Origin of the sequence: Gemmobacter aquatilis, assembly GCF_900110025.1 — a bacterium.
GTDB classification, from domain to species: Bacteria; Pseudomonadota; Alphaproteobacteria; order Rhodobacterales; family Rhodobacteraceae; genus Gemmobacter; species Gemmobacter aquatilis.
Genome location: NZ_FOCE01000012.1, coordinates 45038 through 70492, shown reverse-complemented (window position 1 = coordinate 70492; position 25455 = coordinate 45038). Strand labels below are relative to the sequence as shown.

Below are 25455 nucleotides of genomic sequence, written 5' to 3'. Positions count from 1 at the left end.
GTCGCGACCCGGTTCGTCACCCGGAGGAGGCCGGGCGTTCCCCCGCCCGCTCAGGCGGGGGTGATCGTCCACGGGTCCGTGAACCAGTGTTCCTCAAGGTTCGGCGTGGCGCCGATCCGGTCCAGCACGGCGAACAGGCCGGGCGCGGCCAGCGGCGTCAGCACGCCGTGCCAGGTGTTGCGATGAAAATTGATCGCCTGCGCCCCATTCGTCAGAAAGGCGCGCGGCCTGCCGGGGCTGCCGCCTTCATCCGGCGCCACGATCACCAGAAACGGATCGGCGGTCATCGGCATGAAAGCCTGCGAGCCGTCGGGATGGCGTTCGACCAGATCCAGCCGATAGGGAAAGCGCCGCGGCTCGGCCTTGAAGATCGACAGGCCCGCCCGACCTTCGGCGCCGAAATCGAGCTTCGCCCGGTCATGGAACCGGCCACACAGGCCCTGATTGATCATCCGGTCCGGCGCGCCCGTGGCGTCGAGCACATCGCCGAACGGGGCGAAAGCCTCGGGCGTCAGGGGTTCGGGATGGATCTCGCGCATGTCAGGCCTTTCGCGGGGCGGGGAGCGCCCGGGGGTTTCACACCCCCGGACCCCCGTGGAGTATTTTTGCCAGGATGAAGCGCATCAGCGTCCGAAAGCGCCGGGGCCGCGCAGCTTGGCGTGGCGGTTCACATCCTTGTAGAGCAGATAGCGGAAGGGGCCGGGGCCTGCGGCATAGCAGGCCTGCGGGCAATAGGCGCGCAACCACATGAAATCGCCGGCTTCCACCTCGACCCAGTCCTTGTTCAGTTTGTAGACGGCCTTGCCTTCCAGCACGTAAAGCCCGTGTTCCATCACATGGGTTTCCTCGAACGGGATCAGCCCGCCCGGCTGGAAGGTGACGATGTTGACATGCATGTCATGGCGCATGTCGAACGGATCGACGAAGCGGGTGGTGGCCCAGGCGCCCTTGGTGCCGGGCATGGCGGCGGGGGCATGGTGCTGTTCGTTGGTCACGAAGGACTCGGGCGGGGCCACGCCTGCGGCGGGCTCGTAAAGCTTGCGCAGCCAGTGCAGCCTGGCCGGCGCCGCGCTGACATTGTGCAGCGTCCAGTCGCAGCCCGGCGGCAGATAGGCATAGCCCCCCGCCCCCAGCACATGCGGCGCCCCGTCAAGGGTCAGCCGCAGCCGCCCTTCGGTGACGAACAGCACCCCCTCGGCGCCGGGCTCCGGTTCCGGCGCGTCCGACCCGCCCTCGGACGGGATGTCGAGGATATATTGCGAAAAGGTTTCGGAAAAGCCGGTCATCGGCCGGGCGATCACCCAGAAACGGGTCTTGCCCCAGCCCGGCAGATAGCTGGTGACGATATCCGACATCACCCCGCGCGGGATCACCGCATAGGATTCGGTAAACACGGCGCGCCCGGTATGCAGCGCGGTTTGCGGCGGCAGCCCGTCGATCGGGCCGGCATAGGTGCTCATGGCAGGATATCCTTCAGGCGCAGTTCTGCGATACGTTCGACCTGCGCGCAGGCGGTGGCAAATTCGGTGTCGCTGTCGTTGCCGATGCGACTTTGGAAGGCGCGCAGGATGCTGTCTTTCGTGTGGTCGCGCACGGCGATGATGAAGGGGAAGCCGTGCTTGGCGACATATTCGGTGTTCAGGCGTTCAAAGGTCGCGCGTTCCTCATCGGTCAGCGCATCCAGCGCCGCACTGGCCTGTTCGGCGGTGCTTTCCGCCGTCAGCCGTTTCGCCGCCGCCAGCTTGCCCGCCAGATCGGGATGGGCACGCAGCACGCCCAGGCGCTCGTCAGCCGTGGCGCTGCGGAACATGCGGGCCAGCGCGTTGTGCAGCCCCACGGCGCTGTCATGGGCCGAGCCCAGCTCCAGCTCATAGGCGCGCTCGGCAATCCAAGGCGAATGTTCGAAAATGGACCCGAAGCGGGCCACGAACACCTCACGCTCCATCCGGGACGGCCGCGCGAACCGCTTGTTCGGATGGGTTTTTGCCCAATGCTGCGCAATGTCGATCCGGCGCGGGAACCACACACCTTCGTGCGATTGTGCATAGTCGAGGAAACGCTGCAACCCGGCGATCTTGCCCGGACGCCCGATCAGGCGGCAATGCAGCCCGACCGAAAACATCTTCGCCGCCCCCGCCTGCCCTTCGGCATAAAGCGTATCGAAACTGTCCTTCAGATACTGATAGAACTGCTCGCCGGTGATGTATCCGGGGGCGGTGGCAAAGCGCATGTCATTCGCCTCCAGCGTATAGGGGATGACCAGCTGGTCACGCGCGCCCACCTCCAGCCAATAGGGCAGATCGTCGTCATAGGTGTCAGAGATCCAGTCCAGCACCCCGGTTTCCGCCGTCAGCCGCACGGTGTTCATCGAACAGCGCCCGGTATACCAGCCGCGCGGCGGCGCCCCCACCACCTCGGTATGCAGGCGGATCGCCTCGGCGATCTGGGCGCGCTCCACCTCTTCGGGCATGTCGCGGTGTTCCACCCATTTCAGCCCGTGCGAGGCGATTTCCCACCCCGCCGCCTTCATCGCCGCCACCTGTTCGGGCGCACGGGCCAGCGCGGTGGCCACGCCGTAGATCGTCACCGGAATGTCGCGCGACGTGAACAGCCGGTGCAGCCGCCAGAACCCGGCCCGCGCGCCGTAATCATAGATCGATTCCATGTTCCAGTGCCGCTGCCCCGGCCAGGGCGCCGCCCCGGCAATATCCGACAGGAACGCCTCAGACCCGGCATCACCATGCAGCAGGTTGTTCTCGCCGCCCTCCTCATAGTTCAGCACCAGCGAGATCGCGATCTTCGCGCCCCCCGGCCAGGCGGCATTCGGCGCCTGCGGCCCATGACCCCGGAAATCGCGCGGATATCTGTTCGGCATGATCGGTCCTTTTCTTGCCCGCCCATATTAGGCGCCAATCGCACAATGTTTTTTCAAAAAATCCCGATAAGACCTGTGCTGCATCTGCACTATCGCCAAGCGGCGCAAAGACGGGCAGAGTTGCCCGCAGGATTGGCAAGGCGCAGAGGTGCAGGATGGCTACGGGACGGTTGACCACCCATGTTCTGGATACGGCATTGGGCAAACCTGCGGCGGGGGTGAAGATCACGCTTTACCGGATCAGCGGCCAAAGCCACAAAAAGATTGCCGAAACCACCACCAATGCCGATGGCCGCACCGATGCGCCGATGCTGGCAGGCGCGGCGCTGAAACCCGGCAGTTACGAGCTGGTGTTCGGCGCGGGCGAGTATCTGCGCGCCAGCGGTCAGGCGGGCGACGGCGTGCTGTTTCTCGATGAAATCCCGATCCGCTTCGGCATCCCTGACGCGACGCAGCATTACCATGTGCCGCTGCTGATCTCGCCCTTCGCCTATTCCACCTATCGCGGCAGCTGATCCGCCAGCCGCCGGCGCGCCACACCGCGCGCGCTGGACATGATCCGCCCCAACCGGCGGCGATCCCCCGCCAGCGCGGCTTCGATCACGCCGGGCAGGATGCCGCTCTGGCGCAAATGCGGGCCCAGCGTGCTGTGGCTTTGGCCGGGGAACAGGAAATGGTCGATCCCGGTGCGGGCCGGGAAGGCCAGCGCCTGCGCCGCGTCATCCTCCATCCCGTGACACAGCACCGCCCGCGCGGGCAAAGGCGCCTGCGGATAGGTGAACCGCGCGATCCGCCCGGCCCACTCCGCCCAGCGCGTCTCGTCCGGCATCCGCGCCGGATCGACGCTGAATTGCGGCGAGATCGCAATCGCGCAATCCGCCGCCAGCACCTCCGCCGCCGCCAGCGCACAGAACCCGCCCATCGACAGGCCCAGCGTCACGATCCGCGCAATCGGCTGACGCGCGCGCAGCACCGTGACGGCATGGTGCAGCGCCGGGACGAAATCGGGCGCATTGGCCCAACTGCGGCTGGCATCCGCGACGAACAGCGCCGGGCGCCCGCCCGCCGTGGCGGTGGCGCGAAACTCGGGCGCGGGCAGGCGCGCCGGGTCATGGCCGATGCTGGAAAACGCGATCACCAGATCCTGCCCCGCCCCCGGCAGATGGCCGAGCCACAGCGGCGCCCTGTCCCACAGCACCTCCACCTAGCGGGCCTGCGGCAGATCGAACCGCCCGTCGCGCAGATGCGCAAACCGCCCCGCCGCATCCGCGACCCAGGTTTGCACCACCACCGAACCCGGCGTAAAATCCAGCACGTTGAAGGCGTTGCGCTCTTCCCGCACCCGGGTTGACAGCCCGGTGCCCGCCTGCACGAACAGCAGGCCCGGGGCGGCAGTGAACGGCCCGGCATGGCTGACATGGATATGTCCCGACAGCACCACCTGCGCCCCCGCCCCCGGCAGGCGGCGCAGCGCCTCGGCGGTGCCCTGCATCAACCATTGCGTCTCGCCCGGCAGATGTTCCAGCGGGTGATGCATCACCACGATGCGCGCGCGGTCCCCGGCCCGGGTAAAGCGCGCCGCGATCCGGTCCAGCTGCCGCGCGGTGATCCGCCCCTGTTTCCAGGCCAGCGGATTGGCGGTGTTGATCCCCACCACCACCGCCCCTTGCGTCTCCACCTCCGGCTCCAGCGGCCGGCCGACATGGCGCTGCCACCTGCCCCAAGGCGCCCACAGCCGCGCCGCAAGGTTCCACAGCGGGATGTCATGGTTCCCCGGCACGCAGATCACCGGGCAGCCCAGCCGCGCCAGAAACGCCATCGCGTCGCGAAACTGCCCGGCCCGCGCCCGCTGTGTCAGATCGCCCGACACCGCCACCAGATCGGGTTTCAACTCCGCCACCGCCGCGCACAGCGGCGCCAGCAGCGCCGGGGCCGTGGCGCCGAAATGCAGGTCTGACAGATGCACGATCCGCGTCATGCGTCCACCCGGTCCGCGTCGTCCGGCACGATGATGACCAGCGCCCCCACCTCGATCCGAAAATCCAGCGGCCCGGCCATTCGCCGCTTTTCGCCATCAAACGCCACCAGCGGGCGACGCTTGCCCGTCTCCACCACCACATCGCGCGCCGAAATCACGTCCACATCCTCGCCCACCTTCACCCGCCGCGTCGCCAGCCGCCAGGCCGTGCGCAGCAGATGCCAGCGCGTGCCGCCCCGCGCCACGAACACCGCGAACCGGTCATCGCTGATCGCCTCGGCCCCGGTCAGCCCGAACCGTTCCAGTTGATAGGCCGACCGCGCCACGAAGATCAGCGGCGTCTTGAGGCTTTGCCGCACCCCATCCGTCACCAGATCCAGCGGTTTGGCCCGCTGAAACCGCCAGATCGTGCGGATCACCGACCAATGCGCCAGCGCGCGCGACCGGCCCCACCGTTCATAGATCGCTTCCCGCGCCTGCAGGATCGACGGATAGATGCCCACGCTCGCATTGTTCAGAAACAACTGCCCGTTGACCGACCCCACCGAAATCCGCCGCCGATGCCCGCCCAGAATGGCGCGCGCCGCCGGCTCCGGCTCTTGCGGCAGGCCCAACCCGCGCGCGAAATAGTTGAAGGTGCCCAGCGGCAGCACCCCCAGCGCCGCATCCTGCCCCAGCAGCGCATGGGCCACGCCCATCACCGTGCCATCGCCCCCGGCGGCGACAATGGTGGTGAACCCGTCCGCCACCGCCCGCCGCACAAAGGCATCCAGATCATCACCCCGATGCCAGCGGCGCAGTTCCGCCGCCGGGCCAAAGACCTGCATCGCCTGCCCGATCGCCGCCCGATCCCGCGCATTGCGCCCGGATTTCGGGTTGGCGACCACACAGATCGTCCGCGCCTCAGTCCCCATGCCCCGGCTCCCCGCCCTTGCCCCGGCAGGTTTGCCGCGCGCCCCAACGCGCGCTCATGCGTTCGGTTCCGCCGCCAGCCCCGCCATCCGCGCCGCCATGTCGGCCCGCACGCGCGCAATGACGAAATCCACGAACAGCCGGATCTTCGGGTCGCGCAGCCGCCGATGCGGGCTCAGGCAGCTCAACTGCGTCGGCATCGGCGGCGTGGCCGTGGCCACCGGCACCAGCCGCCCGGCGCGCAGATGCTCTGCCACCTCGAAGATCGGCTTCATCACGATGCCCCGCCCGTCCAGCGCCCAGCCGGTCAGCACATCGCCATCATCGCTTTCAAACGGCCCCGAAATGTCAAACCGCCTCGGCCCCTCGGGCGTCTGCAACATCCACTGGAATTCCTTCGCGCCCGGAAAGCGCAGGTTCAGGCAATCATGCCGGTCCGCCACCAGCGCCGCCCCATCCAGCGGGTTGCCGCGCGCCGCGATGTAGCCCGGCGCCGCGCAGAGCACGCGCGGGCAATCCGCCACCAGCCGCACCTTCAGCGCGCTGTCATCCAGCAAGCCAAGGTGAAACGCCACGTCCAGCCCCTCGGCCGTCACATCGACGATCCGGTCCGACAGGCGCAACCGCACCTCGATCTGCGGATACAGATCCTTGAACGCCGGCACATGCGGCGCGATGAACCGCCGCCCGATGCCCAGGGGCGCTGCCACGAACACCGTGCCGCGCGGGTTCTGCGTCACATCCGTCACCGCCGCTTCCGCCTCGTCGATCGCCTCCAGCACCCGGCGCGCGCCTTCATAGAAGATCCGCCCGTTTTCGGTGGGTTGCAGGCTGCGCGTCGTGCGGTTGAACAGCCGCACCCCCAGATGCTTCTCCAGCTCCGAGATTCGCGCCGAGGCGACCGCGGGCGAGGTGCGCTGATCCCGCGCCGCCGCACTCATGCTGCCCAATTCATAGACACGCACGAACATCTTGATGGTATTCACATAAGACATGCGCGCCCCGCCTCATTTTCTTCGAGCATTTGAAAGTGCTCCGGCATTTGATGGAATTAACCGAAAAGCGATGTGCCGGTATAGCTCTTTGCACAGCCAGCCCGAAGGAGAAGCCGATGAATGATTACGTCGTGATCTGGGAATGGGTCGAATTTGCCGTGCGATGGACCCATGTGATCACCGCCGTGGCGTGGATCGGATCGAGCTTCTACTTCATCGCGCTTGATCTCGGCCTGCACCGCGACCGCAATCTCGCCTCCGGCGCCGATGGCGAGGAATGGCAGGTTCATGGCGGCGGCTTCTACCATATCCAGAAATACCTCGTGGCCCCCGCCCAGATGCCCGATCACCTGATCTGGTTCAAATGGGAAAGCTACATGACATGGGTCTCGGGCTTCACCCTGCTGGTGCTGGTCTATTACCTCGGGGCCGAGATCTACCTCGTCGACCCCACGGTGGCCGAGCTGACCACCCTGCAAGCCATCGCCCTCTCGCTCGCCTCGCTGGCCTTCGGCTGGATCGCCTACAACCTGCTCTGCAAGGTCTTCGTGAACGCGAACCAGACACTGCTGATGCTGGCGCTGTTCGCCGTGCTGGTCGGCATGTCCTATTTCTACGTTTCGGTGTTTTCGGGCCGCGCCGCCCTGCTGCATCTGGGCGCCTTCACCGCCTCGATCATGACGGCCAATGTGTTCTTCATCATCATGCCCAATCAGCGCGTGGTGGTGGCAGACCTCAAGGCAGGCCGCAAACCCGATCCGAAATATGGCAAGATCGCCAAGCAGCGCAGCACCCACAACAACTACCTCACCCTGCCGGTGCTGTTCCTGATGCTGTCGAACCACTACCCGCTGGCCTTCGCCACGCCCTATAACTGGCTCATCGCCAGCCTCGTCTTCCTGATGGGCGTCACCATCCGCCACTGGTTCAACACCCAGCACGCCCGCAAGGGCAACCCGCACTGGACATGGGCACTGACCGTGCTGCTGATGCTCGCCATCGCCTGGCTTTCGACCTTCCGTCCCGAAGCCCCGGCGGAAGATCAGCAAGCCGCCCTCTCCGGTCAGGCATTGATCTACGCCTCCGCCCCGGGGTTCGAGGATGTCACCAGCATCGTGCAGGGCCGCTGCTCGATGTGCCACGCCGCCGAACCGGGCTGGGAGGGCATCCATTGGGCGCCGAAAGGCGTGCTGCTCGAAACCCCCGAACAGATCGCGGCAGAGGCGCGGCGCATCTATGTGCAGGCCGGGCTGACCCATGCGATGCCCCCCGCCAATCTCAGCTATATCGAGCCGGAAGAGCGTGCCGCCATCGTCACCTGGTTCGAATCCGCCACGCGCAGCGGCTCCGACACCTGACCCCGACCCCTGCAATCAGGCCCAGCCATCTGATCCCCATCGCGTGATGGGGGCAACCCTGCCGATGCCGGGGCTGAACACCCCTGACGATGGGAGAAAAGGCCGCTCAGGCCGCCTTGGCCCGCAGCCTTGCGGCATGGCGGGCGATGCGGGCGCAGCCCTCGGCGGTGATCGCGTCGCTTTGGGTCAGCGCCAGCCGCAGCCAGCCCGCCAGCGCCGCGCCGAAACTTTCGCCCGGCATCACCGCCACATGCTCCGCCTCCAGCAACGAGGCCGCGAACTCCGTGCCCGACAGCCCGGTGGCCCGCACATCGACCAGCGCGAACATCCCCGCCTCGGGCCGATGCACCCGCAGCCCCGCCTGCCCGTCCAGTATCCCGGCCATCAGCTCCGCCCGGCGCTGGAACCGCTCCACCATCCCCGGCGCCACCGGCGACGGGTGGCTGACCGCCTGCGCCGTCATGTCGGCAATGAACGGCTGGCCGCCGAACAGCATGGTTTCCGACAGCGGCAACAGCCGGGCGCAGAACTCTGCCGGGCCGATGCACCAACCCGACCGGAACCCCGGCGCCGCATGGGATTTGGAGATCGAGCAGCAGGCAATCGCCCGCTCCGCCAGCTCCGGCAGATCCAGCGGCGAGGCGAATTGCACGCCATCGAACACCAGATCCTCATAAACCTCGTCCGACAGCAGCCACAGATCATGCGCCTGCGCCACTGCGCCCAACTCCGCGATCTCGTCGCGCGTCAACACCGCCCCGGTGGGGTTATGCGGGGTGTTCAGGAACAGCACCCGCGTGCGCGGCGTGATCGCCGCCGCCACATCTTGCGCGCTCAGATGAAAACCCCGCTCGGCGCGCAGCGTCACCGGCACCGGCACCGCCCCGGTGGCACGGATCAACCCCTCATAGGTCGCATACATCGGGTCGCCAAGGATCACCTCGTCGCCCGCCTCGACCAGCGCCATCAGCACCGCAAACAGCGTGGTCTGCGTGCCGGGAAAGCACATCACCTGATCCGCCCCGATCACCCGCCCGCGCCGCACCGAATAGCGCGCCGCCAATGCCCGCACCAAACCCGGCTCGCCCCGCCCGTTGGAATAGCCGGTGCGCCCGTCCATCATCGCCCGCGCCGCCACCGCCATCAGTTCTTCCGGGCAAGGCACATCCGGCTCGCCGATGGTGAATTCGATCACCCCGATCCCCTCGGCCTTCATCCGCCGCGCCTTGGCGTGAATTTCCCATTTCGCGCCGCCCAGATCGGCAAGGCGCTCGGTGATGCTGGCATATTTCATGGTCTGTCTTCCGTCTGTTCAGAAGGGGCCGGCAAATCCAGCCCCAGAATGGCGCCCACGGCGTCCAGCCCGATCCGCTCCAGCTCACCCGCCGCAAAGGCCTCGGGCAGCGCGCTGCCTTCCAGCCACAGCCCGTCGATCACCCCGTTGCAGGCAATCGCCAGCGCCCGCTGCCGCGCCGCATCGCCGGTGCCCGGCAGCGCCGCGATCAGCGCCTGCAGCCGGTCGCGGTAGGCCAGATAGGTCTCGGCATGAACCGCCGCCATCGCCGCATCGCGCCGCACCTGGTGGATGAATCCGGCCCACAGCCCCATCCGCGCCGCATCCATCACCGGCGGGCGCAGCGCCGCCGCGACAAAGGCCGCCAGCCGCGCCCGCGGATCGGCGGCCCGGTCCAGCACCGCCGCATTGTCGCTGCTCATCCGTTCCATCAGCGCGCGATAGGCCTCGCGCGTCAGCTCTTCCTTGCTGCTGAAATAATGGCGGATCAGCCCCGGCGTCACCCCGGCGCGGTCTGCAATCGCCCGCACCGTCGCCACCCCCGGCCCGCCCTCGGCAATCAGCTCCAGCGCGGCGGAAATCAGCGCATCGCGCCGCCGCTCTTCGCCTTCGCGCCTGAATTTCCGCCGTTCTTCCGCCATGGCCGCCTCAATTATACACTTGCATAATTACACCGCCGCCGTCTTACTGCAATCAGCGAATGACGGAGTTGCGATGACGACAGCCGCCACCGACCCCCAACCTGCCCCCCCCAGACCCGAAGCGATTCGCATCGAAGGGCTGCAAAAGTCGTTCGGCACGCTCAACGTGCTCAAGGGCATCACGCTGACGGCGCGCGAAGGCGATGTGGTGGCGGTGATCGGCGGCTCGGGCTCCGGCAAATCCACCATGCTGCGCTGCATCAACTTCCTTGAAACCCCCAGTTCCGGCCGCATCACCATCGGCGGCGAACCCGTCGCCATGCGCGCCGATGGCAGCCCCGCCGACCGCCGCCAGATCGAACGCCTGCGCCAGAGCCTTGGCATGGTGTTCCAGCAGTTCAATCTGTGGTCGCACAAGACCATCCTCGAAAACCTGATCGAAGTGCCGGTCCATGTGCTGCGCGTGCCCAAGGCGCAGGCGGTGGCGCGGGCCGAACGCCTGCTGGCCCGCGTCGGGCTGGCCGAAAAGGCGGGCACCTACCCCGCCTTCCTGTCGGGCGGTCAGCAACAGCGCGCCGCCATCGCCCGCGCCCTGTGCATGGAACCGCGCGCCATGCTGTTCGACGAACCCACCTCCGCGCTCGACCCCGAACTGGTGGGCGAGGTGCTGGCGGTGATCCGCGATCTGGCCGCCGAAGGGCGCACGATGATTCTGGTGACGCACGAGATGAAATTCGCGCGCGAAGTGGCCAGCCACGTCGTCTACCTGCACAACGGCCGGGTGGAGGAAGAAGGCCCGCCCGAGGCGGTCTTTGGCGCCCCCCGGTCCGACCGGCTGAAACAATTCCTGAAAAGCGTGGGCTGAACCCGCGCAACGACCACCAGCAAGAGGTATCTGATGAAGAAAATCGCCCTTTCCCTCGCCGCCGTCCTGATGATGTCCGGCGCCGCGCTGGCCGAAACCGTCAAGGTCGGCATCGCCTCCGAACCCTATCCGCCCTTCTCGTCCCCCGATGCCTCGGGCAACTGGACCGGCTGGGAAATCGACATGATCGGCGCCGTCTGCAAGGCCGCCGAGCTGGAATGTGAAATCGTGCCCGTGGCATGGGACGGCATCATCCCCGCGCTGACCGCAGGCCAGATCGACGCGATCATGGCCTCGATGTCGATCACCGAGGAACGGATGCAGACCATTGATTTCTCGGACAAATACTATGACACGCCGACGGTGGTCGTGGGGGCCAAGGGCGATGCGTTCCCCGCCACGCCCGAAGGTCTGGCGGGCAAGATCATCGGCGTTCAGGTCTCCACCGTGCACGAGGCCTATGCGCAGAAACACTTCGCCGCCACCGCCGCCGAAATCAAGATCTACCAGACGCAGGATGAGGCCAATCAGGACCTGATCGCCGGGCGCATCGACGCGACGCAGGCCGACAGCATCGCGCTCGATGCCTTCCTCGCCACGCCCGAAGGCGCCGCCTGCTGCGACAGCAAGGGCGCCGTGGCGAATGACACCGATGTGCTGGGCCTTGGCGTCGGCGTCGGGCTGCGCAAGGGCGAAGACGCGCTGAAGGCGAAATTCAACGCGGGCATCGCCAAGGTCATCGCCGACGGCACTTACGAGGCCGTGTCCAAACCCTATTTCGCCTCCTCCATCTACGGCGGCTAAGGCGTGTCGGCATTGGCCGGGGCCGCGCTGGCGGCCTCCTCGCTTGACCTTTTGCAATATTCGCCTCCCGGTTGGGGGGCGAATCTGCTGCGCGGCTTGATGAATTCGATCATCATCGCCTTTGGCGCCTTCGGGCTGGGGTCGCTGATCGGCGTGGCCGGGGCCTTTGGCAAACTCTATGGCGGCCCGGTCACCCGCGACCTGCTGGCGATCTATACCACCGTGGTCCGGGCGGTGCCGGAACTGGTGCTGATCCTGATCCTCTACTACGCCGTCACCGACAGCGTGAACCGCCTGCTGATCGGCTTCGGGTTTGACCGTATCCAGATTTCCGGCCTCGCCGCCGGGATCGCCGTTCTGGGCGTGGTGCAGGGCGCCTATGCGACCGAGGTGTTGCGCGGCGCCATCCTCTCTGTCCCCGCGGGCCAGATCGAGGCGGCGCGCGCCATGGGGATGCCCCCCGCTTTGCTGGCCCGCCGCATCACCCTGCCGCTGATGCTGTCCGCGGCGCTGCCCGGCCTCGCCAACCTCTGGCTGATCGCCACCAAGGACACCGCGCTGCTCGCCGTGGTGGGCTTTGGCGAGCTGACACAGGAAACCCGGCAGGCAGCGGGCACGACCAAGGCCTATTTCACCTTCTTCATGGCGGCAGGCGCCCTTTACCTTGTGCTTTCCATCGGTTCCGGCTGGATCTTCGCGCGACTGGAACGCTGGGCCCGGCGCGGCCAACGCGGGGTGCGGGGATGAACCGCGCGTTCTGGCAGCCCCACCGCCTCGTCATGGCCGCCGTCGCGCTGGCGCTGGTGGCGTGGTGCGCCCTGACCCTGCGCTGGGACTGGCTGCCCGATTACCTCGGCCTCGCCCCCCTTGGCCTCTGGCGCACGATCTGGATTCTGCTGGCCTCCGTCACGCTTGGCATGGCGCTGGCCATCCCGCTGGGCTTGGCGCAGGCGGCGGGGCCATGGTGGCTGGCCTGGCCCGCCCGCGCCTTCTGCACCGTGATCCGCGGCACACCGCTGCTGCTGCAACTCTGGCTGCTCTATTACGGCTTGGGCTCGCTGTTCCCGCAAATCCCGTGGATCCGCCACAGCGAGCTTTGGCCGATCCTGCGGCAAGCCTGGCCCTATGCCCTGCTCGCCCTGACGCTCAGCTTCGCCGGATACGAGGGCGAGGTGATGCGCGGCGCCTTTCGCGGCGTCGCCCATGGCCAGTTGGAGGCCGCCCGCGCCATGGGGATGCCCCGCCTGACCCTCCTGCGCCGCATCTGGCTGCCGCAAGCCGTGCAGCGCGCCCTGCCCACGCTGGGCGGCGAAACCGTGCTGCAACTGAAAGCCACGCCGCTGGTGGCCACCATCACCGTGGTAGACATCTATGCCGTCGCCAGCCGGGTGCGGCAGGACACCTTCATCACCTATGAACCGCTGCTGCTGCTGGCCGTGGTCTATATGGCGATCACAGGCCTGATCGTGCTGCTGTTCCGCGCGCTGGAACGTCGAATCCCGTCGCGCGCTGCCTGACCCGGCGCGCAAGTGGCGCGTGAGGATTGAGTATTTTTGCCAGGGTGAAAGCAGTGCCGCTTTCCCAGGCTCATCCCGGATCACGCGCGGCCATCTTGCCGCTTGAATTTGATCAAATTACCGGCGATAAGCGGGCAGACCCCCCAGAGGTGCCCCATGACCGACCGCTCGCTGCTTGCCGGCATCCGCCGCGACCGCCTAGCCACCCTCGCCCAGCGCGAGGCGAAACGCTTTGCCACCGCCCGCCCGCAGACGCAGGCCGCCTTGCAGAAAGGCAGCGCCCATTTCCTTGACGGTGTGCCGATGCACTGGATGAAGGATTGGCCGATGCCCTTCCCCATGCTGGTGACCAAGGCCAAAGGCGCCCGGATCGAGGATCTGGACGGCTTCGGGATCGACGATTTCTGCCTCGGCGATACCGGCTCGATGTTCGGCCATTCGCCCGCCCCCGTGGCAAAGGCGATCCGCAAACAGGCCGGGCGCGGGCTGACCTATATGCTGCCCACCGAAGACGCGCTGGCCGCCGCGGCCCTGCTGACCGAACGCTTCGGCGCCTTCAAATGGCAGATCGCCACCACCGCCACCGATGCCAACCGCTTTGCCCTGCGCGTCGCCCGCGCCGTCACCGGGCGGCCCAAGGTTCTGGTGTTCAACGGCTGCTACCATGGCACGCTGGATGACACGATGGTGGAACTGCAGGGCGGCAAGACCGCCAACCGCCAGGGCCTTGTCGGCCAGATCACCGACCTGTCACACACCGCCACCTGCGTCGAATTCAACGATCTGGCCGCCGTCGAGGCCGCCTTGCTGACCGGCGAAATCGCCGCCGTGCTGACCGAGCCGGTGATGACCAATTCCTGCATGGTCCTGCCCGAAGCGGGCTTCCATGACGGGTTGCGCACCCTCACCCGCCGCCACGGCGCCCTGCTGATCATCGACGAGACGCATACCATCTCCTCCGGCCTCGGCGGCTATACCTCCGTCCACTCGCTCAGCCCCGACATGTTCGTGGTGGGCAAATGCGTGGCGGGCGGCCTGCCCACCGCCGTCTGGGGGATGCGCGCCGAAGTGGCCGCCCGCTTTGCCGCCTATAATGAGGCCCGCCCTGCCGGCCATTCCGGCATGGGCACCACCCTCTCGGCCAACCCGCTGCAATTTGCCTGCCTCAAGGCCAATCTGGCCGAGGTGATGACCGCCAAGGCCTATGCCCATATGGAAAAGGGCGCCGAGCGCCTGTCCACCGGCCTGCGCAAGGTGATCGAGAAACACCGCGCCCCCTGGCATGTGGTGCGCGTCGGCGCGCGGGTGGAATTCATCTGCGCCCCCGGCCCGCTGAAGAACGGCACGGAGGCCGCCACCGCCCACCAGCCCGAAATCGAGGCCGCGCTTCACACCGCCCTGCTGAACCGCGGCTGCCTGATCGCGCCGTTCCACAACATGATGCTGGTCAGCCCCGCCACCAAGAAACGCCAGATCGACCGCCTGATCGCCGCCTTTGACGACATTCTTACAGAACTGTTCCAATAACATGACCCAGACACACAGCCCCTCCGGCTCCACCGTGGCCGAGGCCGAAGACTTCCTCGCCGCCCATCCCGAAATCGAGGCTTTCGACATCATCCTGCATGATGCCAATGGCATCGGGCGCGGCAAGATCATCCGCCGTCACGAGCTGCTCAGCTTCTACAAGGGCGGGCGGCATCTGCCGATTTCCATCCTCGGGCTGGATATCTGCGGCGAGGATGTGCATGAAACCGGGCTGATCTGGGATCAGGGCGATGGCGACCTGCGCGCCTGGCCGATCCCCGGCACGCTGAAGCCGCTGCACAACACCCAGCCGCCGCGCGGCGAGGTGTTCATGTCGATGTATACACTCGACGGCGAAAAGATGGGTTCCGACCCGCGCCATGCGCTGCAACGGCAGGTCGATGCCATGGCCGCCGAGGGGTTGCACCCGGCGGGCGCGTTCGAGTTGGAATTCTTCCTGCTGGCCAATGAGCGTGACGCGAACGGCAAGATGATCCCGGCGCGCGACGTGCTGGACGGGCGCCCCTCGTCCAAGACCGAGGTCTATTCCGTCGATCACCTGCACGGGATGCTGCCGCTGTTCTCCGACATCTATGCCGGGGCCGCCAAGGCGGGCATCACCGCCGAAACGATGATCTCCGAATACGCCCCCGGCCAGTATGAGCTGACGCTGCATTACCGCGAAAACGTCATGCAGGCCGCCGACGATCTGATGCGCCTGAAACGCATCGTGCGGGCGCAGGCCCGCGCCCATGGCGTGACCGCCTGTTTCATGGCCAAGCCGAACGAGAATTACGCCGGTTCGGGGATGCACTTCCACGTCTCGCTGCAAGACGATGCGGGCCGCAACGTGTTCATCGAAGACACCGAAGGCCTGTGGTCCGACACGATCCTGCACGCACTGGGCGGGCTGCGCGCCACCATGGGCGAATCCATGCTGGTCTTTGCCCCCCATGCCAACAGCTGGCGCCGCTTTGCCAGCCAGAGCTACGCGCCGGTCAGCCCGACCTGGGGGGTGAACAACCGTTCCGTCGCGCTGCGCATCCCGGCGGGCGACATCCGCGCGCGGCGGATCGAACACCGCCCCGCCGGGGTGGACGCGAACCCCTATCTGGTCGCCGCCACCGTGCTGGCTGGCATCCGCAAGGGCCTCGCCGAACGGATGGACCCCGGCCCCGAAACCACCGGCAACGGCTATGCCGAGGCGCAGGACGCCCCGCCGATCCCGGTCGATTGGCGGTCCGCCATCGACGCCGCGAAAGCGTCGGAGTTCCTGAAAGACGCGCTGGGCGAAGACATGCACCGCACCTTCACCGCGATCAAGGCGGCAGAATATGCCCGCGTGGCGCGCACCGTATCCGAGGTGGATTTCGACCTCTATCTGCACACCGTGTGACGGCGGACAGGTCGGCGGGGGCGCTGCCCCCGTCGCCTGCGGCGACTCCCCCGGAGTATTTTTGCCAGGATGAAGGGCTGAGTCGCGCCCTTTGGTTAACGGGCGGGCGGCGCGAAAAGCGCAGCACCGCTGCGGCCCGGTTGCGGCACCGGGGGTGTACAGAGGGTGCCGGGTCATTTTCGCGGAAAGCAGCAGGTTAAACCTGCGTTCTCAACGGGTTGCGGCGCGAGGCTGCCCCCGCGCCGCGATTGCTCACTTCGCGGTGATCCGCCCGTCGGTATAGGGCGTGTAGGGCGCGTGGGCGGCGAGGTAGGCGGCGGTCACATCCGCCAGATCGGGGCCGAAATCATAGGCCTCCTTGGCGTCGATGAACATCTTGTAGCCATCCCCCCCGCGACGGACATAGTTGTTGGACACCGCCAGATAGTCCTTCGCCGGGTCGATCGGCACGAAGCTGTCGCCTTCGGCCACCAGCACCTCGGAAATCCGGCTGCCTGGCGCGGCCTTGGCGTCAAAAGTGTATTTCAGACCAGACACTTGCGGGAAGCGGCCAGCGCCTTCCTCGATCTGGCTCACACCGTTTTCCAGCCCCGCCACGATCTGCGCCCCGGTGACGGTGAAGGTGGACAGCGTGTTCTGGAACGGCAGCACCGTCAGCACCTCGCCCATGGTCACCGGCCCGCCGTCGATCGAGGCGCGCAAGCCGCCGCCATTGGTGATGGCGATGGTAACCCCTTGATCTTTCACGCGGTCCAGCATGGCATCAGTCACCAGATTTCCCATCTGGCACTCCATCGCGCGGCAACTGTCGCGGCTGCCGTCAATCGGGGCGGCACTTTCCGCCACCACCTGGGCGCGCAACCCGTCAATCGGGCCGGCCAGTTCCTTGACCTTCGCCTCCAGCCCCGCATCCGGCGTCACGCTGCCATCCAGCAGGATCGTGTTGCCCCCGGCATAGATCAGCTTGCCCGCATCATCGAAGGTCACCTCGGCATGGCCCAGATATTTGGAATAGGCATAGGCTTGCACCACCGGCACCATGCTGCCATCCGCCCGGTCCACCCAAGTTGGATAGGGGCCGTCGCGATCCGGGTCGGTGGCCGACAGGTAGGTGTGGCTATGCCCGCCCACCACCATATCCAGCCCCGGCACCGCCGCCGCCAGCTCCAGATCGCGCTTGTAGCCGACATGGGTCAGCGCGATGATCTTGGTCACGCCCTCGGCCTCCAGCACCGCCACATCGGCCTTCAGGCTGTCGATGTCATCCTGAAAGATCACCGTCGGCCCGGGGCTGGAGGTTTCGGGCGTATCGGTGGCCAGCACCGAGACGATGCCGATCTTCTCGCCGCCCACCTCAAGCACGACATGGTTTTTCACCCGGTCTTTCAACAGGGTGTTCTGGCTCACGTCGATATTGCCCGACAGGATCGGGAAGCTGACGGTGTCCAGAAAGGTCGCCAGCCCCTCTGGCCCGTTGTCGAATTCGTGGTTGCCCACCGCCATGGCGTCAAAGCCGATGGCCTGCATGAACTCCGCCTCGGCGACGCCCTTGTAGGTCGTATACATCAGGCTGCCCTGCGACTGGTCGCCCGCATCCAGCACGATCACATGGCCGCCCGCCGCCGTGATCTCGCCGCGCAGCGCGTCGATCTTGGTCTTCAGCCGCCCCACCCCGCCGAAACAGCCATTTTCCGCCGCATCCTCGGCGGTGCAGGTGCTGTCGAACTTGTTGATCGCTTCGATACGAGAATGGAAATCATTGACGTGCAGAATGTTCAGCGTGAACTCCGCCTGCGCCGCCCCGGCGCTCAATGCGATGACGGCAGCCGACTGCAAAAAACGTGCGAGCATGGAATACTCCCTTGTTGGTTGATCCAGCCAGACTGCGCCGGGCCTCGATGCGAGTCAAAGCTTGCGCCACCTGTCGTGACGTAAAGGGTGAAGACGCGCAGATTTCCGCCCGCTGCTTGCGGGCATTGACCAGACGCCGCACAAGGTGCAGGAAGGCCCCATGCTGATCTACAAGATCCTCCGCCGCCCCGAATGGGATGCGTTCCGCGCCGCCGGTGAGACCGCAGGCGCGCCGATTGATCTGCAGGATGGTTACATCCATTTTTCAACCTCGGTGCAAGTGGTTGAAACCGTGGCGAAACATTTCGCCACCGAAAGCGATCTCGTGCTGGTTGCCGTGCGGGCCGAACAGCTGGGCCCCGATCTGAAATGGGAACCCTCGCGCGGGGGCGCGCTGTTTCCCCATCTTTACCGCCGCCTGCGCCTGTCGGATGTGGTCTGGGACAAGTCCCTCCCGCTCGGCGCCACCGGCCACATCTTCCCCGAGGGCGTGATTTGAGCCTGACCGAGTCTCTGGGCCTCTGGGCCCTGCATCGCTGCGACCCCGAGCGGGCGCATGGTCTGTCGCTGGCGGCGCTGCGCGCCGGGTTTGTGCCGCTGCCGGGGGTGGTGACCTCCGACCGGCTGCGCACCGATCTGGCCGGGATGGTGCTGCCCAATCCGGTGGGGCTGGCGGCGGGCTATGACAAGAACGCCGTGGCGCTGGCGCCGCTGATGCGGTCGGGCTTCGGGTTTCTGGAGGTGGGGGCGGCCACGCCGCGCCCGCAGCCCGGCAACCCCAAGCCCCGCCTGTTCCGCCTGACCGAAGACCGCGCCGCGATCAACCGCTTCGGCTTCAACAACGAAGGCGCCTGCGCGATTTCCGCGCGGCTGGCGCTGCGGCCCAAGGGGGCGGTGCCGGTGGGCCTGAACCTTGGCGCCAACAAGGATTCGGCGGATCGCGCCGCCGATTTCGCTGCCGTTCTGGCCACTTGCGGTCCGCATATCGACTTTGCGACCGTCAATGTCAGCTCGCCCAATACCGAAAAGCTGCGCGATTTGCAGGGCCGCGCCGCCTTGGCCGCGCTGCTGGCCGGGGTGATGGAGGTGCGGGCCGGTTTGCCGCATCAACTGCCAGTGTTCCTGAAGATCGCCCCCGATCTGACCGAGGCTGATCTGGCCGACGTGGCCGAGGTCGCGCTGGCCTCCGGCATTTCGGGCGTGATCGCCACCAACACCACGCTTTCGCGCGAAGGTTTGAAATCTGCAAGCAAGGGCGAAACTGGCGGCCTTTCTGGCGCGCCATTGTTCGAAAAGTCCACGCGCGTCTTGGCCCGCCTGTCGCAGCTGACCGACGGAAAGCTGCCCTTGATCGGCGTCGGCGGCATCTCCTCGCCCGAACAGGCCTGGGAAAAGATCCGCGCCGGGGCGACGGCCGTGCAGATCTATACTGCGCTGGTCTATGAGGGCCTGTCGCTCGCCGCCCGCGTAGCGGAAGGGTTGGAAGCGATTGCCGCCCGCGAAGGGTTTGCCCGCATCAGCGATGCCGTGGGCACCGGGCGCGACCGCTGGCTTTAAGATCGGGCTTCAAGCCCTTCCCGCGCTTGAAGAAAGGCTGATCGGGTCGATCCCCATCCCGCGCAGCGCCGCACTCCATTTCCCGCCATCATCGGCGTTGAAGATCAGTTCCGGTGCCGGAGTCGCGGTGAGCCAGTCATTGCGCGCAATCTCGCTCTCCAACTGCCCCGGCCCCCAACCAGCATAGCCCAGCGCCAGCAGCGCCTCGCGCGGGCCATCGCCCTGCGCCAGCGCCTGCAAGATGTCCAACGTGGCGGTCATGCCATAGCCGCCCGCCACCTCCATCGTGCCGCCCTTCGCCTCATAGTCGCGCGAATGCAGCACAAAGCCGCGCCCGCGCTCCACCGGGCCACCGAAATGCACGCGAATATCGCGGCCCTTCGGGGCGCGCGGAATCTCCAGATGATCCAGAAGACCTGCAAAATCAATATCATGCGAAGGTTTGTTCACAACCAGCCCCATCGCCCCCTCGGGCGTATGGGCGCAGATCAGGATCACGCTCCGCTCAAATCGCGGATCGCCCATGCCGGGCATGGAAATGAGGATCGAGCCGGTGAGGTCCATCTTGCACTCCTTCCCCTCAAATATGGCCCCGCCGGTCGCGGGCGACAAGGGCAACCGCGCCACACATCACGGCCCCGGCGCGGCTTCTCCGGAATGTGATTTCGCATTTCCGCGCCAGCCCCTATTTTCAGCGCATGATCCGACACGCCCTCCTCCCGCTGCTGCTCGCAGCCCCGTTGCATGCCCAGACCGGCCCGGTCTCGCAAACTCCGGCCTCGCAAGCTGATGTGCTGCAGGCCGAACTGCGGCCCGGCTGGCGCATGGCGGATGGGCGGCAAATGGCGGCGCTGCATCTGCATCTGGCGCCGCATTGGAAAACCTATTGGCGCGCGCCGGGCGATGCGGGTATCCCGCCGGAATTCGATTGGGCGGGCTCGCAAAACCTCGGATCGGTGAAGGTGCATTGGCCCAGCCCGGAAGTCTTTGATTTCCAGGGGATGAAGACCATCGGCTATCGGCAGGACGTGGTGCTGCCGGTCGAGATTACCCCCGCCGATCCGGCGCAACCCGTCTTGCTGAACGCCGCCGTGCTGCTGGGTGTGTGCAACGACATCTGCATGCCCGCCAGCCTTGCGCTGTCAGCCACCCTGTCCCAGACCGGCGCCCCCGATCCGATGATCGAAACCGCGCTGGCCGAAACCCCGCTTTCTGCCGCCGAGGCCGGTCTGTCCGAGGTGACCTGCAAGGTCGAGGAAATCGAAGACGGGCTGCGCGTCACCGCCCGCCTCGCCTTGCCCCCCGCCACCGGCCCCGAAACCGTGGTGATGGAGCCGGAAACCCCGGTCTGGGTCTCGGATGCCGAGGTGACGCGGGCGGGCAATGCCCTGACCGCCGTCGCCGATTTCGTGCCGCCGCCGGGGGCCAGCTACCAGCTCGACCCCACACAACTGCGCCTCACCGTGCTGGCCGAGGGCCATGCGATGGAGACCACCGGCTGCCCGGTGGAGTGATCACAGCGCCGCCGCGATCCGCGCCGCCAGCCGCCGCGCCACTTCGTCCTTGGCCATGCGCGGCCAGTCTTCGGCCCCTGCGCCGGTAATCAGCGTCACCGCGTTTTCCGCCCCGCCCATGATGCCGGTCGCCGGGCTGACATCATTCGCCACGATCCAGTCACAGCCCTTGCGGGCGCGTTTGGCGGTGGCATGGGCGGTCACCGTCTCGGTTTCCGCTGCAAAGCCCACCACAAGTTGTGGCCGCCCCTGCCCCATCCGCGAAATCGTCGCCAGAATGTCGGGGTTTTCCGCAAATTCCAGCGCCGGGGCCTGGCCTGATCCGTCTTTCTTCATCTTCTGCCCGGCGGCATTTTCCACCCGCCAATCGGCCACGGCGGCGGCAAACACCGCCGCATCGGCGGGCAGGGCCGCCTCCACCGCCGCCAGCATCTCGCGCGCGGTTTCCACCTTCACCACCCGCACCCCCGCAGGCGGCGGCACCGAAGCCGGGCCGGTGACAAAGGTCACGTTGGCCCCCAGATCGCGCAGCGCCGCCGCCAGCGCCGTGCCCTGCGCGCCCGAGGATCGGTTGGCGATATAGCGCACCGGGTCGATCGGCTCATGCGTCGGGCCGGAGGTCACCAGCACATGCCGCCCTGCCAGCGGCCCCGTCGCCAGCGCCGCCTCCACCGCCGCCACGATCTCCAGCGGTTCCGCCATCCGCCCCGGACCGAACTCGCCGCAGGCCATCTCGCCGTCATTCGGGCCGACAAACAGCCCGCCATCCGCCCGCAGCTGCGCCAGATTACGCTGCGTCGCCGGGTGCTGCCACATCCGCACATTCATCGCCGGGGCCAGCAGCACCCGCGTATCGGTGGCCAAAAGCAGGGTCGAGGCCAGATCATCCGCCCGCCCCTGCGCCATCTTCGCCATCAGATCGGCGGTCGCTGGCGCCACCACGATCAGATCCGCCACGCGAGATAGCTGGATATGCCCCATCTCCGCCTCGGCGGTCAGATCGAACAGATCCGTATGCACCGCCTCCCCCGCCAGAGCGCTGACCGACAGAGGCGTGACAAATTCGCCCGCCGCCCGCGTCATCACCGGCGTCACCGCCGCCCCGCGCTCGCGCAAGCGGCGGATCAGATCCAGCGCCTTATAGGCCGCGATGCCGCCGCCGATGATCAGAAGAACCCGTTTCCCTGCCAGCATGGCGCCCCCCTTGCCTTTGGCAAAGGTGTAGAGGCCGGGCAAAGGAAACTCAACCATACCCGACCGCGCGCCCGTGACAGACAGAAGATGAGTATTTTTGCCAGGGTGAAAGCACAAGAGCCGCCCTTGCCCCCTCACCCTGGTCCAAATACTCAAACACCAGCACCGCTGGCGCCCCGGTCAAAGGAAATGCCGGATCTCCGGCGCTTCTGCCTCCAGATTGCGGCGCAGTTTGGCGAAAGCCGCCGCCTCCAATTGCCGGATGCGCTCTTTCGACAGGCCGAGTTCCTCACCCAGACTTTCCAGCGTCCGCCCCTCGCCACGCAGCTTGCGTTCGGTCACGATATAGCGTTCGCGCGGGCTCAGCGCCCCCATGGCTTGCACCAGCCAGCCGCGCAGATGGGCGGTGTCATGCTGCCCCTCGACCACCTCGCTGGGCTGCGCGCTGTCATCTTCCAGCGCGTCGATCCATTCGCGCCCCTCGTCCTCGCTGCTTTGCGTGGCATTCAACGAGAAATCAGACCCCGATAGCCGCCCCTCCATCATCAGCACATCGGCCAGCGGCACACCCAGATCCTGCGCGATGCGTTCGTGGATCTGGTATTGGTCCAGCACCTCGCCCCGCTCGCCCGCCTCGCGTTCCAGCTTGGCCTGCACCCGGCGCATGTTGAAGAACAGGGCCTTCTGGCTGCTGGTCGATCCCGTCCGCACCATCGACCAGTTGCGCATCACATAATCCTGGATGCTCGCCTTGATCCACCACACCGCATAGGTCGAAAACCGCACGCCGCGATCGGGGTCGAACTTGTCGGCGGCCTTCATCAAGCCAAGGCTCGCCTCTTGAATCAGGTCATTCATCGGCGCGCCGTAGCGCCGGAACTTCGACGCCATGGAGATTGCCAGCCGCATATAGGCGGTGATCAGCCGGTGCAGCGCCGCCTCGTCGCGCTGGTCACGCCAGGCATAGGCCAGCCGCGCCTCGGTTTCGGCATCCAGCAATTCGGCCTTCATCGCTTGGCGCGACATCTTTTGGTCGGTATATCCATCCAGCGCCATGAAGACCCCCGTTCGCTGCTTGCGTTGGTGTGGTACGTTTGACTGGAATACGAGGCTGCGACGTGATCGGATCACTGCCAAAAGATAAATCCCTGCCGCAGCTTTCGATGGTGATCGGCGGCGCCCGGTCCGGCAAGTCACGTTTTGCGGAGGGGCTGGTCAGCGCCAGCGCCCTGCCCCGCCTCTACATCGCCACGGCCGAGGCTTGGGACGGCGAAATGCGCGCCCGCATCGCCGCGCATCAGGTGGATCGCGGCCCCGGCTGGCAGACGGTCGAGGCGCCGCATGACCTGTGCGCCGCCCTGGCCGCCGTGCCCGCAGGCCATGCCGTGCTGCTGGATTGCGCCACGCTCTGGCTGACCAACCGCATGCTGGCCGAAGCGGATCTGGAGGCCGAGGCCGCCGCCTTGGAGGCCGCGCTGCTGGCCTGTGCCGCGCCGGTGGTGGTGGTGACCAACGAACTCGGCTGGTCCATCGTGCCGGAAAACGCGCTGGCGCGGCGGTTCCGCGATGCGCAGGGGCGGCTGAATCAGCGCCTCGCCGCCAGCGCAGGGCTGGTGGTCACGGTGATCGCCGGTCTGCCGCTGGTGCTGAAGGGCACCCTGCCATGAGGCACCTCTGGCTGGTCCGCCACGGCCCGACCCATGCGAAGGAAATGATCGGCTGGACCGACCGCGCCGCCGATCTGTCGGATACCGCAGCACTCGCCCGGCTGTCTGCCGCGCTGCCCGATGTGCCGGTGATCTCGTCCGACCTCCACCGTGCCCGCGCCACCGCCGACGCGCTGCAAGGCCCCCGCCCGCGCCTGCCGCATGACCCCCGCCTGCGCGAACTCCACTTCGGCGCCTGGGAATCCCGCCCCTATGCCGAGGTGGAGGCCGAAACCCCCGCCCTGATCCGCGCCTTCTGGGAGGACGCGGGCGAAGTGCAGGCCCCCGGCGGCGAAAGCTGGAACGCCATGGCCGCGCGGGTGCAGCACACGCTGGACGCCCTGCCGCCGCGCGCCATTGTCGTCTGCCATTTCGGCCCGATCCTCGCCAGCCTGCAACGCGCCCTTGGCTGCGATGTGCAGACCGTCTTCGCCCACAAGATCGAGCCGCTGTCGCTTACCGAACTTCGCTTCACCGACGGATGGCAGGCGCTGCGGATCAATCACATTCCGTGATGGATCGCCTGACAAATCGGCGTTTCCCCCACAGCCCCCGCGCCGCTAGGCTGGGCCAAAATGGAGATGGTGATGACCTATGATCTGGTAATCGGGGACCGTGGCTATTCCAGTTGGTCGCTGCGCGGCTGGCTGCTGTTCGATGCCTTCGGCATCCCCGTGCGCACGCTGACGGCGCGGCTGTATACAGACGAACTGCCGAACCTTCTCAAAGACTTCCACCCGGCGAAAACCGCCCCCACCATGCGCACGCCCGACGGGGTGGTGGTGCCCGAAAGCCTCGCCATCGCCGAAGAACTCGCCTCGCGCCACCCCGAAGCCAGGATCTGGCCCGCCGATCCGAAAGCCCGCGCCGTGGCCCGGGTGCTGGCGGCCGAGATGCACGCGGGCTTTTCCGCGCTGCGCAATTACTGCCCGATGAACCTGCGCGTCAGCTATGCCGATTGCGCGCCCCCGCCCGAGGTTCTGGCCGATCTGGCCCGCCTTCAGGTGATCTGGGATTGGGCGCGCGTGCAAACCGGCGCTGCGGGCGACTGGCTTTGCGGCGCCTATTCCGCCGCCGATGTGTTCTTTGCCCCGGTCGCCGCGCGGATTGCGGGCTATAACCTGCCCGTGGGTCCGGCGGCGCAGGCCTATGTCGCGGCGCATCTTGCCCATCCTTCGTTCCGCCGCTGGCGCGCCATGGGCCTGATCGACGGTGCCGATCAGGAATTCTACCGCCGCGATTATCCGCAACGCCCCTGGCCCGGCCCCACGCCCCTGCCCGCCCGCGCGGTGGACGGCACGCAGGCCGAAAACACCGCCTGTCCCTATTCTGGCAAGCCCGTCACCCATGTTCTGGAGCTTGCAGGCCGCCGCTTCGGCTTCTGCAATGCCTTCTGCCGCGACAAGACGGTGGCAGACCCCGAGGCCTGGCCGAAATTCGTCGCTCTTTACCAATCGTAAACCATTCCCCC

27 protein-coding genes are annotated in these 25455 nt (G+C 66.9%); 14 read left to right on the top strand and 13 right to left on the bottom strand.

Features of this window, described 5'->3' with window-relative positions; all coding sequences use genetic code 11:
* Positions 1-50: 50 nt before the first annotated feature.
* From BMX43_RS16895 to puuE, 3 genes are all read right to left on the bottom strand, one after another.
* Entirely contained in the window at positions 51-539 is a 489-nt protein-coding gene (locus BMX43_RS16895) for an ureidoglycolate lyase (protein ID WP_091303337.1), read from the bottom strand.
* An 84-nt stretch (positions 540-623) separates the two neighbouring features.
* Positions 624-1460: a bifunctional allantoicase/(S)-ureidoglycine aminohydrolase gene (locus tag BMX43_RS16890; RefSeq protein WP_091303336.1), complete on the bottom strand. Its 837-nt coding sequence runs from the start codon at positions 1458-1460 to the stop codon at positions 624-626.
* A complete protein-coding gene (puuE, locus tag BMX43_RS16885; RefSeq protein ID WP_091303335.1) occupies positions 1457-2875 on the bottom strand; it encodes an allantoinase PuuE in 1419 nt (472 codons plus the stop codon). Before puuE ends, BMX43_RS16890 begins: the two co-directional genes overlap by 4 nt.
* A 155-nt stretch (positions 2876-3030) precedes the next feature.
* Between puuE and uraH the strand changes: the two genes are divergently transcribed.
* Positions 3031-3390 (top strand): hydroxyisourate hydrolase, encoded by a 360-nt coding sequence (gene uraH / locus BMX43_RS16880; RefSeq protein ID WP_091303334.1) that lies wholly within the window; start codon positions 3031-3033, stop codon positions 3388-3390.
* Here the strand turns inward: uraH and BMX43_RS16875 are convergent.
* Genes BMX43_RS16875 through BMX43_RS16860 form a run of 4 tightly spaced genes read right to left on the bottom strand, consistent with a single transcriptional unit; the run spans position 3375 to position 6760 of the window.
* Positions 3375-4073, bottom strand: a complete 699-nt coding sequence (locus BMX43_RS16875) for a serine aminopeptidase domain-containing protein (protein WP_175482153.1) — start codon at positions 4071-4073, stop codon at positions 3375-3377. The two genes, uraH and BMX43_RS16875, sit on opposite strands and share 16 nt — an antisense overlap.
* Before the next feature lie 6 nt (positions 4074-4079).
* The gene (locus BMX43_RS16870) at positions 4080-4853 is read right to left on the bottom strand and encodes a metallophosphoesterase family protein (RefSeq protein ID WP_091303332.1); all 774 of its coding nucleotides are present in this window, start codon (positions 4851-4853) and stop codon (positions 4080-4082) included.
* Positions 4850-5767 (bottom strand): diacylglycerol/lipid kinase family protein, encoded by a 918-nt coding sequence (locus tag BMX43_RS16865; RefSeq protein ID WP_091303331.1) that lies wholly within the window; start codon positions 5765-5767, stop codon positions 4850-4852. Before BMX43_RS16865 ends, BMX43_RS16870 begins: the two co-directional genes overlap by 4 nt.
* A 54-nt stretch (positions 5768-5821) precedes the next feature.
* A complete protein-coding gene (locus tag BMX43_RS16860) occupies positions 5822-6760 on the bottom strand; it encodes a LysR family transcriptional regulator (RefSeq protein WP_091303330.1) in 939 nt (312 codons plus the stop codon).
* A 116-nt stretch (positions 6761-6876) separates the two neighbouring features.
* Here BMX43_RS16860 and BMX43_RS16855 point away from each other — a divergent pair, with 116 nt between their 5' ends.
* A complete protein-coding gene (locus BMX43_RS16855) occupies positions 6877-8118 on the top strand; it encodes a urate hydroxylase PuuD (protein ID WP_091303329.1) in 1242 nt (413 codons plus the stop codon).
* Between the two features lie 106 nt (positions 8119-8224).
* Here BMX43_RS16855 and BMX43_RS16850 read toward each other — a convergent pair whose 3' ends face one another.
* Positions 8225-9412 (bottom strand): pyridoxal phosphate-dependent aminotransferase, encoded by a 1188-nt coding sequence (locus BMX43_RS16850; RefSeq protein WP_091303328.1) that lies wholly within the window; start codon positions 9410-9412, stop codon positions 8225-8227.
* A complete protein-coding gene (locus BMX43_RS16845) occupies positions 9409-10053 on the bottom strand; it encodes a TetR/AcrR family transcriptional regulator (protein ID WP_091303327.1) in 645 nt (214 codons plus the stop codon). Before BMX43_RS16845 ends, BMX43_RS16850 begins: the two co-directional genes overlap by 4 nt.
* A 73-nt stretch (positions 10054-10126) precedes the next feature.
* Here BMX43_RS16845 and BMX43_RS16840 point away from each other — a divergent pair, with 73 nt between their 5' ends.
* The 6 genes from BMX43_RS16840 (at position 10127) to BMX43_RS16815 (ending at position 16162) form a co-directional block, all read left to right on the top strand.
* A complete protein-coding gene (locus BMX43_RS16840; protein ID WP_091303326.1) occupies positions 10127-10918 on the top strand; it encodes an ABC transporter ATP-binding protein in 792 nt (263 codons plus the stop codon).
* Between the two features lie 33 nt (positions 10919-10951).
* The gene (locus tag BMX43_RS16835; protein ID WP_091303325.1) at positions 10952-11722 is read left to right on the top strand and encodes a transporter substrate-binding domain-containing protein; all 771 of its coding nucleotides are present in this window, start codon (positions 10952-10954) and stop codon (positions 11720-11722) included.
* A gap of 3 nt (positions 11723-11725) precedes the next feature.
* Complete coding sequence (locus BMX43_RS16830; RefSeq protein WP_091303324.1) at positions 11726-12469, top strand: ABC transporter permease; 744 nt, start codon at positions 11726-11728, stop codon at positions 12467-12469.
* Positions 12466-13239 carry an ABC transporter permease gene (locus BMX43_RS16825; RefSeq protein ID WP_091303323.1) on the top strand — a complete coding sequence of 258 codons (774 nt, stop codon included), beginning with the start codon at positions 12466-12468 and terminating at the stop codon, positions 13237-13239. Before BMX43_RS16830 ends, BMX43_RS16825 begins: the two co-directional genes overlap by 4 nt.
* 156 nt (positions 13240-13395) lie before the next feature.
* Complete coding sequence (locus BMX43_RS16820) at positions 13396-14766, top strand: aspartate aminotransferase family protein (protein ID WP_091303322.1); 1371 nt, start codon at positions 13396-13398, stop codon at positions 14764-14766.
* A gap of 1 nt (position 14767) precedes the next feature.
* Positions 14768-16162, top strand: coding sequence for a glutamine synthetase family protein (locus BMX43_RS16815; RefSeq protein WP_091303321.1), 1395 nt, complete (start codon positions 14768-14770; stop codon positions 16160-16162).
* A gap of 252 nt (positions 16163-16414) precedes the next feature.
* Here BMX43_RS16815 and BMX43_RS16810 read toward each other — a convergent pair whose 3' ends face one another.
* Positions 16415-18013 (bottom strand): bifunctional metallophosphatase/5'-nucleotidase, encoded by a 1599-nt coding sequence (locus BMX43_RS16810; protein WP_091303320.1) that lies wholly within the window; start codon positions 18011-18013, stop codon positions 16415-16417.
* 160 nt (positions 18014-18173) lie between these two features.
* On the opposite strand from BMX43_RS16810, the gene BMX43_RS16805 reads away from it, so the two are divergent.
* The gene (locus BMX43_RS16805; RefSeq protein WP_091303319.1) at positions 18174-18512 is read left to right on the top strand and encodes a DUF952 domain-containing protein; all 339 of its coding nucleotides are present in this window, start codon (positions 18174-18176) and stop codon (positions 18510-18512) included.
* Entirely contained in the window at positions 18509-19570 is a 1062-nt protein-coding gene (locus BMX43_RS16800) for a quinone-dependent dihydroorotate dehydrogenase (RefSeq protein WP_091303318.1), read from the top strand. The genes BMX43_RS16805 and BMX43_RS16800 overlap by 4 nt, the downstream gene beginning before the upstream one ends.
* Positions 19571-19579: 9 nt before the next feature.
* Here the strand turns inward: BMX43_RS16800 and BMX43_RS16795 are convergent, their stop codons facing one another.
* Positions 19580-20134: a YqgE/AlgH family protein gene (locus BMX43_RS16795; protein ID WP_091303317.1), complete on the bottom strand. Its 555-nt coding sequence runs from the start codon at positions 20132-20134 to the stop codon at positions 19580-19582.
* 176 nt (positions 20135-20310) lie between these two features.
* On the opposite strand from BMX43_RS16795, the gene BMX43_RS16790 reads away from it, so the two are divergent.
* Complete coding sequence (locus BMX43_RS16790) at positions 20311-21084, top strand: protein-disulfide reductase DsbD domain-containing protein (RefSeq protein ID WP_245749518.1); 774 nt, start codon at positions 20311-20313, stop codon at positions 21082-21084.
* On the opposite strand, the gene coaBC is transcribed toward BMX43_RS16790, so the two are convergent.
* Both coaBC and BMX43_RS16780 read right to left on the bottom strand, forming a co-directional pair.
* Positions 21085-22278 carry a bifunctional phosphopantothenoylcysteine decarboxylase/phosphopantothenate--cysteine ligase CoaBC gene (gene coaBC / locus BMX43_RS16785; protein ID WP_091303373.1) on the bottom strand — a complete coding sequence of 398 codons (1194 nt, stop codon included), beginning with the start codon at positions 22276-22278 and terminating at the stop codon, positions 21085-21087. It abuts the gene before it with no gap.
* A 180-nt stretch (positions 22279-22458) separates the two neighbouring features.
* Positions 22459-23334, bottom strand: coding sequence for an RNA polymerase factor sigma-32 (locus BMX43_RS16780; protein ID WP_091303316.1), 876 nt, complete (start codon positions 23332-23334; stop codon positions 22459-22461).
* A gap of 107 nt (positions 23335-23441) precedes the next feature.
* Here BMX43_RS16780 and cobU point away from each other — a divergent pair, with 107 nt between their 5' ends.
* The 3 genes from cobU to BMX43_RS16765 all read left to right on the top strand — a co-directional run bounded on the left by cobU (position 23442) and on the right by BMX43_RS16765 (position 25444).
* Complete coding sequence (gene cobU, locus BMX43_RS16775; protein WP_091303315.1) at positions 23442-23945, top strand: bifunctional adenosylcobinamide kinase/adenosylcobinamide-phosphate guanylyltransferase; 504 nt, start codon at positions 23442-23444, stop codon at positions 23943-23945.
* Complete coding sequence (locus BMX43_RS16770; protein WP_091303314.1) at positions 23942-24499, top strand: histidine phosphatase family protein; 558 nt, start codon at positions 23942-23944, stop codon at positions 24497-24499. Before cobU ends, BMX43_RS16770 begins: the two co-directional genes overlap by 4 nt.
* Positions 24500-24571: 72 nt before the next feature.
* Positions 24572-25444: a glutathione S-transferase gene (locus tag BMX43_RS16765; RefSeq protein WP_091303372.1), complete on the top strand. Its 873-nt coding sequence runs from the start codon at positions 24572-24574 to the stop codon at positions 25442-25444.
* Positions 25445-25455: the final 11 nt, after the last annotated feature.

Bases quoted from the DNA above. Each gene is read 5' to 3' on its own strand.
- BMX43_RS16895 (WP_091303337.1), bottom strand. From the start codon at position 539: ATGCGCGAGATCCATCCCGAACCCCTGACGCCCGAGGCTTTCGCCCCG.
- BMX43_RS16890 (WP_091303336.1), bottom strand. From the start codon at position 1,460: ATGAGCACCTATGCCGGCCCGATCGACGGGCTGCCGCCGCAAACCGCG.
- puuE (WP_091303335.1), bottom strand. From the start codon at position 2,875: ATGCCGAACAGATATCCGCGCGATTTCCGGGGTCATGGGCCGCAGGCG.
- uraH (WP_091303334.1), top strand. From the start codon at position 3,031: ATGGCTACGGGACGGTTGACCACCCATGTTCTGGATACGGCATTGGGC.
- BMX43_RS16870 (WP_091303332.1), bottom strand. From the start codon at position 4,853: ATGACGCGGATCGTGCATCTGTCAGACCTGCATTTCGGCGCCACGGCC.
- BMX43_RS16865 (WP_091303331.1), bottom strand. From the start codon at position 5,767: ATGGGGACTGAGGCGCGGACGATCTGTGTGGTCGCCAACCCGAAATCC.
- BMX43_RS16860 (WP_091303330.1), bottom strand. From the start codon at position 6,760: ATGTCTTATGTGAATACCATCAAGATGTTCGTGCGTGTCTATGAATTG.
- BMX43_RS16855 (WP_091303329.1), top strand. From the start codon at position 6,877: ATGAATGATTACGTCGTGATCTGGGAATGGGTCGAATTTGCCGTGCGA.
- BMX43_RS16850 (WP_091303328.1), bottom strand. From the start codon at position 9,412: ATGAAATATGCCAGCATCACCGAGCGCCTTGCCGATCTGGGCGGCGCG.
- BMX43_RS16845 (WP_091303327.1), bottom strand. From the start codon at position 10,053: ATGGCGGAAGAACGGCGGAAATTCAGGCGCGAAGGCGAAGAGCGGCGG.
- BMX43_RS16840 (WP_091303326.1), top strand. From the start codon at position 10,127: ATGACGACAGCCGCCACCGACCCCCAACCTGCCCCCCCCAGACCCGAA.
- BMX43_RS16835 (WP_091303325.1), top strand. From the start codon at position 10,952: ATGAAGAAAATCGCCCTTTCCCTCGCCGCCGTCCTGATGATGTCCGGC.
- BMX43_RS16825 (WP_091303323.1), top strand. From the start codon at position 12,466: ATGAACCGCGCGTTCTGGCAGCCCCACCGCCTCGTCATGGCCGCCGTC.
- BMX43_RS16820 (WP_091303322.1), top strand. From the start codon at position 13,396: ATGACCGACCGCTCGCTGCTTGCCGGCATCCGCCGCGACCGCCTAGCC.
- BMX43_RS16815 (WP_091303321.1), top strand. From the start codon at position 14,768: ATGACCCAGACACACAGCCCCTCCGGCTCCACCGTGGCCGAGGCCGAA.
- BMX43_RS16810 (WP_091303320.1), bottom strand. From the start codon at position 18,013: ATGCTCGCACGTTTTTTGCAGTCGGCTGCCGTCATCGCATTGAGCGCC.
- BMX43_RS16805 (WP_091303319.1), top strand. From the start codon at position 18,174: ATGCTGATCTACAAGATCCTCCGCCGCCCCGAATGGGATGCGTTCCGC.
- BMX43_RS16795 (WP_091303317.1), bottom strand. From the start codon at position 20,134: ATGGACCTCACCGGCTCGATCCTCATTTCCATGCCCGGCATGGGCGAT.
- coaBC (WP_091303373.1), bottom strand. From the start codon at position 22,278: ATGCTGGCAGGGAAACGGGTTCTTCTGATCATCGGCGGCGGCATCGCG.
- BMX43_RS16780 (WP_091303316.1), bottom strand. From the start codon at position 23,334: ATGGCGCTGGATGGATATACCGACCAAAAGATGTCGCGCCAAGCGATG.
- cobU (WP_091303315.1), top strand. From the start codon at position 23,442: ATGGTGATCGGCGGCGCCCGGTCCGGCAAGTCACGTTTTGCGGAGGGG.
- BMX43_RS16770 (WP_091303314.1), top strand. From the start codon at position 23,942: ATGAGGCACCTCTGGCTGGTCCGCCACGGCCCGACCCATGCGAAGGAA.
- BMX43_RS16765 (WP_091303372.1), top strand. From the start codon at position 24,572: ATGACCTATGATCTGGTAATCGGGGACCGTGGCTATTCCAGTTGGTCG.